Here is an 8,983-nt window from a genome sequence, read left to right as displayed (position 1 = left end):
CCGCGGCGAAGACTCGATCACCGTGCTGGTCTCCGATCCCACGGCCGACGCGTCCATCGGCGCATCAGGGTTCCGCCCTTCTCTCGGACCCGCCTTGCGGCGCATGGGCATTGAGCCGGGCGGTCGCCCGTCGAATGTACGAAGGAAATGATCGACAGGCATCGGGTTGTGGTTGGAGCTTCTCGCCGGCCGATCCACCCAACGCCGTACCGGTCGTGCAACCAGCGTGGTAGCCACGGCTCAACCGGGCACCGTACGCGCGATCGGGATGCCGCCCGCTACGATGCGTCGTGTGGCGAAGAGGTCCGACGTGGCCGCGGTTCGCGGCGGCCGGGTCGAGCGTCGGCACGCGCGCCGGTCAGCGCCAGGTTGAGCTGGTGGAGATGATCCGCGATCCAGGGCAGTCGCACGGGATCCTCGGCCTGCAACGCGGCGGTGCGCTGCTCGTCGTCGTCGCCGTAGAGCAGCCCCGTGGCGATCCGCAGTCGCAGCGCCGCGGGATCGTCTCCGAACGTAGAACCGGGCAGGCTGGCCATGTCGCACCGGTAGAGCAACACGGCCGCCAGTTCGGTGTCGTCGGCGACGCCGAACCGGCCGGCGAGCTCGCGCATGTCGGGGTAGAGGTAGAAGCCGCCGCTCGGATAGGTCAGACGTGCCCCGGCCTCGATCAGGACGTCGGCGACGGCGGCGACGATTCGCGCGTGCAACCGCCGGCTGTCGCGCACCCGCTCGCGCAGCGCCGCGGGCTCCGTGAAGGCCAGCGCGGCCGCCCGCTGGATCGGCTGCGCCGGTGCCGACCACACCTCGCTGGCGATGGCGGCGACGTCAGCCCGCAGGGAGTCCCCGGCCGGCGTCGCCGGGAACCGTGCCACCCCGGTTCGCCAACCGCCGAGCGCGAGGCTCTTGCTCAGCCCGGTCGTCACCACGACCCGCTCGGGGGCCAACTCGGCCGGGCTGACGAAGTCGGCGTGGGCGTCGTGCACGAGGTCCCGGTAGATCTCGTCGGAGACCACCGTCAGGTTGTGCTTCCGGGCGAGTTCGCACACCGCCGCGATGGTGTTCCGGGCGGCCAGCGTGCCGGTCGGGTTGTCCGGCAGCGTAAGCACCACGGTGGTGAGCGGCTGCCCGGCAGCCTCGGCCGCCTTGATCACCGTGGCGAGTCGTTCCGGATCGGGCGCACCACCCTGGCCCGGCGGAGTCGGCACCAGGTGCACCGGCAGGCCATGCAGCGCGGCCTGCGCCGCGTAGCTGACCCAGCTCGGCCGGGGCAGCGCGACCGCACCGCCGCAGGCGCGCAGCACGGCCCACAGCAGCGCCTTGCTGCCCGGCCCCGCGATCACCTGGTCGGCGGTCGTGTGCAGGCCCCGCCGCTGCCAGTACCCGGCGGCCGCCTCGCGCAGCGCGGCGATACCCGTGACCGGGCCGTAGGACGCCACGCCGGACCAGCGCGACAACTCGGCGGTGAGCAGCGGATGCACGGGCAGGCCGGCCTCGCCGAAGCCGAGCGGCAGGCAGGACAGCCCTGCGCTGTGGCGGCGTGCGACCTCGTCGTTGATCGCGAGCGTCGCGGAGACGGACATGGATATCCTCCTCGATGTGGATGCTCCACCCACAGTGGCCGCGAAGAGGCACCAGGTACAGCGCGAATAGTCGTCCGTGAGAGTAAGAAACGCTGATGCTCGAACTGCGCCGGCTCCGGCTGCTGCACCTGTTCGCCCTGCACGGCACGATCGCCGCCGTCGCGTCCGCGACCGGATACACCCAGTCGGCCGTGTCACAGCAGCTCGCCGTCCTCGAACGGGAGGTGGGTGCGGCCCTGCTGGAGCGATCGGCGCGCAGTGCCGCGCTGACCGCTGCCGGGCTTCGGCTGGCCGGCCACGCCGCCGGACTGCTCGACGCCGCCGAGGCGGCCGAGGCCGACGTGGCGTCCGCCGCCGGAGCGGTTGCCGGCCGCGTTGTCGTCAGTGGAGTGCCGACGGCCGCCACGGCGTGGGCTCCGGCGCTCATCGCGGTGCGGCGCGCATATCCCGCGCTCGATCTCGTCCTGCGCCAGTACGACCCGCTCCGGGCCCTCGACGCGTTGCGTTCTCGCGAGGTCGACGTCGCGCTGGTGGACGACTGGAGCGACGATCCGGTGTGCGAACCGGGCCTGCGACGCCGGCTGCTGCTGCGCGACCCGCTCATGCTGGCCGGTCCGGCCGACGGAGACGTGTGGCTGTGCGCTCCCTCCGATCAACCCTCACGGGTGGCCACCGACCCAATCCTGGCGCGCTTGGGTATCCGCCCGGCCACCCGGTGGGAATTCGAAGGTCTCGCCACCATCGCGGCCCTGGTGAGCCAGGGCGTCGGCACGGCGGTGCTGCCCCGGCTGGCACTGCTCGGCACGGACGTCCCGGCCGTACTGCTCGATCCGCCCAGGCACCGCCGGATCGACGCGGTCATCCGCGCCGCCTCGTGGGCACGGCCGGCCATCGCGGCGGTGGTCGACAGCCTCCAGGCTCACGGCGCCGAGCTCGGTGTGTGACGGCCACGAGCGCTTCCCTGATGCGCCGTCGTCCACGCCGGCCGGGGAGCGGATCGTCACCGGCACCGGGATCCTCCGGGCCACCTGCGTACGATGGCCGCGGCCACGTCAGGCGCTCGGACAGATAGGCGTATGGGCACATTGAGATCTCAAGCCAAGCAGCCGGAGGTCTCTGGACCGCCCTTCGTGCGCCGGCTCGGCGTGCTCGACTGGATCGCGATCATCTTCGCCGTGCTCGGCCTGCTTGCCGTCGCGACCGGCCTGGTCCCGATCCCCGCCGCGGCCGGTACGGTCAGGAGGCTCCTGCCGTTGCTGATCTTCCTCGGCTCGGTCATCGTGCTCGCGGAGCTGACCGCCGCCGCGGAGGTCTTCGACGTCATCGCCGCGCGGCTGGCCCGGACCGCCCGAGGCAACTATTTCGCGCTGTTCCTGATGTGCGTCGGCTTCGCGTCGATCACCACGGCCACGCTCAACCTGGACACCACGGCGGTTCTGCTCACCCCGGTCATGCTGGCCACCGCTGTGCGCATCGGCATGCCGAAGACGCCGCTCGCGATGACCACCGTCTGGCTGGCGAACACGGCGAGCCTGCTGCTCCCGGTGTCCAACCTGACCAACCTGCTGGCGATGAACCGCGTCCAACTGTCGTCGTCGCAGTTCGCCGCCCGGCTGTGGCTCGTCGAGCTGGCGTCCGTCGCGGCGACCATGGCGTGCCTCTGGCTGTTCTACTGGCGGCGCGGGGCACGGCACGAGGACAGATATCCGCCGCCGAGCCCGTACCGGCCCCGGGATCGTTCGTTGTTCGTCGTCGCGGCCGGGTCCTGTGTGATCTTCGTGGTGGGGCTGCTCGTCGGAGTGCCCATCCAGCTCGTCTCGCCGGCCTGCATGGCCGTCGTGCTGCTGGCGTTCGCGGTGCGCCACCGCGCCGTGCTGACCCCGCGGATGATCCCCTGGCAACTGCTCGCGTTCGTGACCGGTCTGTTCCTCACGGTCGACGCGATCACCGCACACGGGCTCGCCGGCATGCTGCGGAGCCTCGTGGGCGACGACACCGGACCGTGGGGGACGCTGCGCGCGGCCGGGATCGGTGCGGTGCTGTCGAACGCGGGCAACAACTTACCGGCGTACGTGGCGATCGAGGCGGTCATCCCGGCGAGCCAGGCAACGCACGACCAACTGCTCGGCCTGTTGATCGGCACGAACGTCGGGCCCCTCATCACGCCGTGGGCCTCGCTGGCGACCCTGATCTGGTACGCCCGGTGTCGCGGCTACGGCGTGGACATCTCATGGCCGCGGTTCCTGCTCACCGGTACGGTGACCGCGTTCGTCGCCCTCAGCGCCGCCACCGGGGTACTGATCCTCACCCGATGAGGCGATGCGGCAAATCGCCAGGTGTGTTCGGTCAGCGGGTGGTGTTTCGTGGGGTCCAGCGGATGACTAGCCGGGCGGTGGTTTGGACCAGGAAGCTGAGGAGGAAGCCGAGGAGAGCGACGGTGATGATGCCGACGTACATCTGGTCGGCGGCGAACAGTGACCAGGAGTGCCAGATGCGGTAGCCGATTCCGGAGTCGCCGTTGACGAATTCGATGCCGACGATGATGAGGACGGCGTTGCCGATGGCGAGGCGGATGCCGGTGGCGATCTGGGGCAGGATCGCGGGGAGTGTGACGTTGGTGAAACACATCCAGCCGCGCACGCCGAAGGATTCGGCGGCTTCCTTGTAGCCCTCGGGGATGTCGAGGATGGCCTCGACGACGCTGATCCAGATGATGAAGAAGACGCCGATGGCCACGAGGAGGATCCGCGGGGTCTCACCGAGTCCGAAGATCAGCAGGAGCAAGGGGAGCAGGGCGAGCTTGGGCACGGTGTAGAGGGCGGACAGCAGGGGTTCCAGGGCGGCGCGGACGATCCAGGACAGGCCGAGGGCGACGCCGGTGGCGACGCCGACGAAGAGGCCGAGGGCGAACCCGATCATCAGCGCGCGCAGGGTCGTCCACACGTCGTCGGCCAGGGTGCCGTTCTGGGTCATGGTCCAGGCGGTGGCGGCGATGCGGCTCGGGGCGGGGAAGAACCGGGTGTCGATCCATTCTTGGATGGCGGCGAGTTGCCACACCGCGAGCAGTACCACCGGGGTGGTGATGGCCAGCACCGTCGTGTAGCGGCGCGTGCGGCGGGCGTGGCCGACCGGGTCGAGCTCGCGGCTGGTCGGGGCGACCACACAGGGGGTGCGGGCGGGGGTGGGGCTCACGGCGGTCGTGGGGTTCACCGCGCCACCTCCAGCGTTGCCGATTCGCCCAGGGAGGTGGGATCGGTGTGGCCGGTGGCCTGCTCGACCTCGCTGCGGAGCTGTTCCCAGATGCGCTGCTCGAGCGCGGCGAACTCGGCGGTGGCGCGGATGTCCGGGGTGCGTGGCCGCGGGAAGGGGACGTGATGCTCGCCGATGATGCGCCCCGGGCGGGCGGACATGACCACCACCCGGTCGCCGAGCAGGATCGCCTCGTCGAGGCTGTGGGTGACGAATACGACGGTGCGGGCGTTCTTCTGCCAGATGGCCAGCAACTCCTCCTGCAAGACCCGGCGCAACTGGGCGTCCAGCGCCGCGAACGGCTCGTCCATCAGCAGCACCTCCGGCTCGACGGCCATCGCGCGGGCAATGGAGACCCGCTGCCGCATGCCACCTGAGAGGCTGGCCGGATACACCTTCGCGAAGTCGGTCAGCCCCATCTGCTGCAACCACCGCCCGACCCGCTGCCGCGTTTCGGCCCTACCCACCCCCCGCGGACGCAATCCGAACGCCACATTCTGCTCGACCGTCTTCCACGGAAAGATCCCGTAGTCCTGGAACACCATCGCGGTTGGCCACGGCTGAGCCCGTTCGGTGACGATTTCCACCGAACCCGCCGTCGGCCGGTGCAGGTTCGCCACCATCCGCAGCAGCGTCGACTTCCCGCAGCCGGACGGCCCGACGATGCAGACGAACTCGCCGTCGTCGATGGTGAGGTTGACGTCGGCCAAGGCGTCGACCGTCTGCCTGGTGCCATACACCTTGGCCACGTCCTTGATGAGGATCTTGTGCGCCACGCCGCTACTCCTGGACTCCGACCAGCCAGTCGCTGGGACTGGTACCCATATCTACCGGGACCGGCATTTCCATCGGAACCGGTATTGCTTCCTAATTGTTCGGTGGCTGTAGGACTTGAGCCGAAGCCTAACCGGCCCGGTGATCACCACGCAATATCCCGCCGTGATCAATCCCGACCCACCGGATCAGGCATTCGTCGCCGCGTACCGGGAACCCGATCGGGCCGCGGTGGCCGGGACGGGTGTACGCCGGTAGGCGACCGTTGCACGGCTAGTTCGGAAGGTCCACCAGGACGGTTCCGGTGACGTGGTTGCCCCGCGGTACGGCGCCGGTCACGGCGATCGTCACCGTGTTGCCGTCGATTTCGGTGACAGTGCCGGACAGCGTGAGGTCGTCACCCGGATACGCCGACACACCGAGCCGGATCGCGACCTTCTTCAGCACCGCGTTCGGCCCGGCCCAGTCGGTGACGAGCCGGCCCACCAGCCCATTGCTGGTCAGGATGTTGACGATGATGTCCTGTAGCCCTCGTTCACGCGCGGTCGCCTGGTCGTGGTGCACGAGTGCGTAGTCGCGGGTCGCGATCGCCGTCGCGACGATCTTGGTTACGGTCAGCGGGATGACCAGCGGTGGCAGTTCGGTACCGACGGCCACGTCGGCGACGCGGCGAGTGGCGGGAAGGGTGTCGATCGGCATGGTGCGGCTCCTCGGGTCTCCTGGTCGATGAGGCGGCGATCAGCTCACCGACGCGGGTGGCGTGGTGGCGTTGTCAGGAGGTTTTGGCCGTCGGCCGGTAGCAGAGGATTCGGAAGCGATGCGTTGCCGCGAGCGTCCCGTCGTCGGTGCGGTAGCGGTACAGCGTTGTCAGAAAGCGGGCCGGCCCGAGCGCCGTCTTCTTCTCGGCGGAGATGTCCTCGACCAGGCCCTCCGCGGTGACGTGGTCGCCGGGGCGCAGTGGCGCGAAGTACTCCTGTTCGCAGTTCGTCGCGACGACACCGCGATAGCCGTGTTCGGCCAGGAATGCCTTGATCTCCACCTCCAGATCCTGCACCCGCGGCTGGAGGCCCGGCATGGTCCAGGCCTGGAGCATGGTCGGTGGGGCGATGATGCCACCGTAGACCGACTGGGCCGCGAGATCCGAATCGGTGTAGACGGGGTTGCGGTCCTCCATGGCGTCGGCCCAGTGCCCGATCATGGACTCGTTCACCGCCCAGCGCGCCCGCCGGACCGGTCCCAGCGGGGCGCCGACATACGAAGCGATCCGCTTGTCCAACGACTCGTCGCGCTCGCTCACCGGGGGCCTCCTCGACATTCAGAGCTCGCCGCGTCAGCGGCCTAGCTGAGAGTGCCAAATCATCATAAAGTTCGGTCCCTGTCAAGTTCGGTGCCAGAACTATATTCCGTGGATCGGCCCTCTGGGGCGGCCGGTCGGGGCGGAGCCGACGCGGCCTGGCTGGTGAGTGGGTCGCGACGAGGTTGCGCGGCGGTTGACATCATAGTGTCAGCTCCGTACTGTTCGGCATCACCATAGTACAGGTACCGAAGTAGTTTGGGCCGTAGTGCGGGACCCTGCGCCGGGGGTGACCAGCGGTCGCGCCCGGTCGGCCAACAGCCAGGTATTCGAAGCAAGACGGTTTCGAGGCGAGGACCCAATGGTTGAATCGCTCGCCGGCACCGGTCCGGCGATCGTCACACTCAAGCGCTCAGCGTTGCCGCCGCTACCGATGCCGGACGCGCTCTCACGTCCGTTCTGGCAGGCCGCCGCACAAGGGCGGCTGGTCATTCAACGGTGTCACCGAAGCGGCCGCTGGTTCCACCCGCCGCAGCCGGTGTGCACCTGCTGCGGCCGCGACGAGCTCGAGTTCAGGGAGGTGTCCGGGCGCGGTGTCGTCGAATCTTTCGTGGTCATGCGGGACAAGCGCATCACCGGCTTCGAGGATCGTGTTCCCTACGTGAACCTGTGGGTGGAGCTGGACGAGCAGCCCGGGCTCGTCCTCGTCGCCAACCTCGTCGGCGCGGAGGCCGGGGAAGTGCGCATCGGTGCTCGGGTACGTGTGGTGTTCGAGCGGCTGACGGAGGACATCTGCCTCCCGCAGTTCGAGCTGGTGGACGAGTGAGCGCCCGGGGACTGGGCGGCCGGGTCGCGGTCGTCGGCGTGGGCTTCTCCGAACTGCCGCGCAGGAGCGAGCGGCCCGTCGGGATGCTCGCCGTCGATGCCATCTCCGCCGCACTCGATGACGCCGGTCTGCCGGTGTCCGACGTCGACGGGCTGGTCACGTACCCCGAGACGCCCGTCTTCGGCAGTCCGAACATCGACGGCGTCGACGTGGTGAGCGTGCATTTCATCGCGCGGATCCTCGGCCTGACGAGCACGCTGCGCTGGCACGTACAGGTTGACAACCTGATTCCCAACGGGTTCATCGAGGCGGTCAACGCGGTGGCATCCGGTGCCGCTGAAACCTGCGTGGTGTATCGGACGATGCACAACCCGGCCGGCTCCTACAACGCCTTCACGTCCGACCGGGCTCCGGGCGTGCAGCAGTTCACCGCGCCGTTCGGCCTGCACCGGGGCTATCAGTACTACGGCGCCGCCTATGCCCGCTACATGCACCAGTACGGAGCGACGCGCGAGCACATGGCGTCGTTGATCGTTCAGAACCGGGCGAACGCGCGCCACAACCCGCACGCGTACTTCCGTGACAAGCCGCTCACCGCGCAGGAGTACCTCGAATCGCGCATGCTCGCCGACCCGGTGTGCCTTCTCGACTGCGACCTTCCCGTCGACGGGGCGGCCGCGCTCGTGCTCACCAGCGCTGAGCGCGCGAAGGACCTGCGCAACCCGCCGGCGCTCGTCGCGGGCTACAGCCAGTACGTCGGCGGCAAGGTCAGCCCGATGTCGTCCCAGTTGTCGTTCGGGCCGCCGCTGCGGCACATCGAGCAGGAGGCTCGTGTGGTCGGCGACCTGTTGTGGCGCAATACCGGACTGACCCCGGCCGACGTCACGGCGGCGCAGCTCTACGACGGCTACAGCTTCTTCGTCTACTGGTGGCTCGAGGCGCTGGGCTTCTGCGGGACCGGGGAGGCGTACGAGTTCATTCAGGACGGCCGCATCGCCCTCGACGGAGCACTGCCGGTGAACACCTTCGGCGGCCAGCTCGCGGAGGGCCGGCTGCACGGCATCGGGCACCTCGCCGAGGCCGTTTTGCAGGCGGCCGGTCGGGCTGGACCGCGGCAGGTGGCCCGCCGTGGCGCCACCCTGGCCGCGGTCGGCCCGCTGAACAACGGCAGCGCCGTGGTGGCATTCACCGGGGCCGGGTGAGCGGCATGCGCCTCGGCATCCGCCCGGCACTGATCGCCGCCGAGCGGCGCGGTCTGCC

The 8,983-nt window shown here is 69.5% G+C and carries 9 protein-coding genes; 4 read left to right on the top strand and 5 right to left on the bottom strand.

Features of this window, described 5'->3' with window-relative positions; translation table 11 throughout:
- Positions 1 to 278: 278 nt before the first annotated feature.
- Positions 279 to 1,580, bottom strand: coding sequence for a pyridoxal phosphate-dependent aminotransferase (locus Drose_RS25080; RefSeq protein WP_260723764.1), 1,302 nt, complete (start codon positions 1,578 to 1,580; stop codon positions 279 to 281).
- A gap of 95 nt (positions 1,581 to 1,675) precedes the next feature.
- On the opposite strand from Drose_RS25080, the gene Drose_RS25075 reads away from it, so the two are divergent.
- On the top strand, positions 1,676 to 2,524 hold the full coding sequence (locus Drose_RS25075) for a LysR family transcriptional regulator (RefSeq protein ID WP_260723763.1): 849 nt from the start codon (positions 1,676 to 1,678) through the stop codon (positions 2,522 to 2,524).
- A 132-nt stretch (positions 2,525 to 2,656) separates the two neighbouring features.
- Positions 2,657 to 3,895, top strand: coding sequence for an ArsB/NhaD family transporter (locus tag Drose_RS25070; protein ID WP_260723762.1), 1,239 nt, complete (start codon positions 2,657 to 2,659; stop codon positions 3,893 to 3,895).
- Positions 3,896 to 3,926: 31 nt separating this feature from the next.
- Here the strand turns inward: Drose_RS25070 and Drose_RS25065 are convergent, their stop codons facing one another.
- From Drose_RS25065 to Drose_RS25050, 4 genes are all read right to left on the bottom strand, one after another.
- Positions 3,927 to 4,790 (bottom strand): ABC transporter permease, encoded by an 864-nt coding sequence (locus Drose_RS25065; RefSeq protein WP_260723761.1) that lies wholly within the window; start codon positions 4,788 to 4,790, stop codon positions 3,927 to 3,929.
- The gene (locus Drose_RS25060) at positions 4,787 to 5,605 is read right to left on the bottom strand and encodes an ABC transporter ATP-binding protein (RefSeq protein ID WP_260723760.1); all 819 of its coding nucleotides are present in this window, start codon (positions 5,603 to 5,605) and stop codon (positions 4,787 to 4,789) included. Before Drose_RS25060 ends, Drose_RS25065 begins: the two co-directional genes overlap by 4 nt.
- A gap of 271 nt (positions 5,606 to 5,876) precedes the next feature.
- Positions 5,877 to 6,302, bottom strand: coding sequence for a MaoC/PaaZ C-terminal domain-containing protein (locus Drose_RS25055; RefSeq protein ID WP_260723759.1), 426 nt, complete (start codon positions 6,300 to 6,302; stop codon positions 5,877 to 5,879).
- A gap of 73 nt (positions 6,303 to 6,375) precedes the next feature.
- Entirely contained in the window at positions 6,376 to 6,900 is a 525-nt protein-coding gene (locus Drose_RS25050) for a MaoC family dehydratase N-terminal domain-containing protein (protein ID WP_260723758.1), read from the bottom strand.
- A 286-nt stretch (positions 6,901 to 7,186) separates the two neighbouring features.
- Between Drose_RS25050 and Drose_RS25045 the strand changes: the two genes are divergently transcribed.
- Entirely contained in the window at positions 7,187 to 7,723 is a 537-nt protein-coding gene (locus Drose_RS25045) for a Zn-ribbon domain-containing OB-fold protein (RefSeq protein ID WP_260723757.1), read from the top strand.
- Positions 7,720 to 8,925, top strand: coding sequence for a thiolase C-terminal domain-containing protein (locus tag Drose_RS25040; RefSeq protein ID WP_260723756.1), 1,206 nt, complete (start codon positions 7,720 to 7,722; stop codon positions 8,923 to 8,925). The genes Drose_RS25045 and Drose_RS25040 overlap by 4 nt, the downstream gene beginning before the upstream one ends.
- The last annotated feature ends 58 nt before the right edge of the window (positions 8,926 to 8,983 follow it).

The organism is Dactylosporangium roseum, from assembly GCF_025264685.1.
In the GTDB taxonomy this organism is placed as follows: domain Bacteria; phylum Actinomycetota; class Actinomycetes; order Mycobacteriales; family Micromonosporaceae; genus Dactylosporangium; species Dactylosporangium roseum.
This window is presented reverse-complemented; position numbering and strand designations above follow the sequence as displayed.

Bases quoted from the DNA above. Each gene is read 5' to 3' on its own strand.
- Drose_RS25080 (WP_260723764.1), bottom strand. From the start codon at position 1,580: ATGTCCGTCTCCGCGACGCTCGCGATCAACGACGAGGTCGCACGCCGC.
- Drose_RS25075 (WP_260723763.1), top strand. From the start codon at position 1,676: ATGCTCGAACTGCGCCGGCTCCGGCTGCTGCACCTGTTCGCCCTGCAC.
- Drose_RS25070 (WP_260723762.1), top strand. From the start codon at position 2,657: ATGGGCACATTGAGATCTCAAGCCAAGCAGCCGGAGGTCTCTGGACCG.
- Drose_RS25055 (WP_260723759.1), bottom strand. From the start codon at position 6,302: ATGCCGATCGACACCCTTCCCGCCACTCGCCGCGTCGCCGACGTGGCC.